Here is a 593-nt window from a genome sequence, read left to right as displayed (position 1 = left end):
TGCCACCCCATATCCGAGTGCAAAATCGGCTTAGCTCCCTCGGGTTTGGCCTCCATGAGTACCTGAAGCATCTCTTGCTGCTGGGCAAGATTAGGACACATCGAGATGGAGTGGGCAACAATCTCTTTACTGGCAAAGTCATAAACCGGAGCGAGATAGGCCTTACCAAAGGAAAGCTTAAACTCGGTGACGTCGGTACCCAACTTCTGCCAAGGACCATCAGCCTTGAAGTCACGACCGATAATGTTCTTGAAACTTTGCCCCACATCCCCCTTGTAGGAGTTGTACCTGTGGTAGGCCCTCTCACGGCGTATACCGCAGCGCAACCCCATCTGACGCATCATCTTCAAAACCGTCTTATCGGCAATGCGCACCCCTTCCTCAGCGCGCAGGCACATGGCTACCTGCCTGTGACCGCACCCGTTGGGGGTCCGCGAAAAGATCTGTGCGACCTTGGGACGTAGCTGCACTCTGGTTGGCTGTTGGGGGTGAGCCAGTGCGTAGTAGTAGCTCGACCTGGCAAGGCCAGCAGCTTCGAGGAGATCACGCACCGCGTGTCCATGCCCTGAAAGCTCAGCGACCACTAGGGCTTT

1 protein-coding gene is annotated in these 593 nt (G+C 55.8%); it reads right to left on the bottom strand.

The features are described 5' to 3' along the window. Positions 1 to 593: IS3 family transposase (locus tag HMPREF2894_RS09155; protein ID WP_210399411.1), on the bottom strand; the 593-nt coding region annotated here is incomplete at both ends.

It is taken from the genome of Rothia sp. HMSC066G02, from assembly GCF_001813145.1.
Lineage (GTDB): Bacteria > Actinomycetota > Actinomycetes > Actinomycetales > Micrococcaceae > Rothia.
The sequence above is the reverse complement of the archived record's forward strand: the minus strand, read 5'-3'. Positions and strand labels throughout refer to the sequence as shown.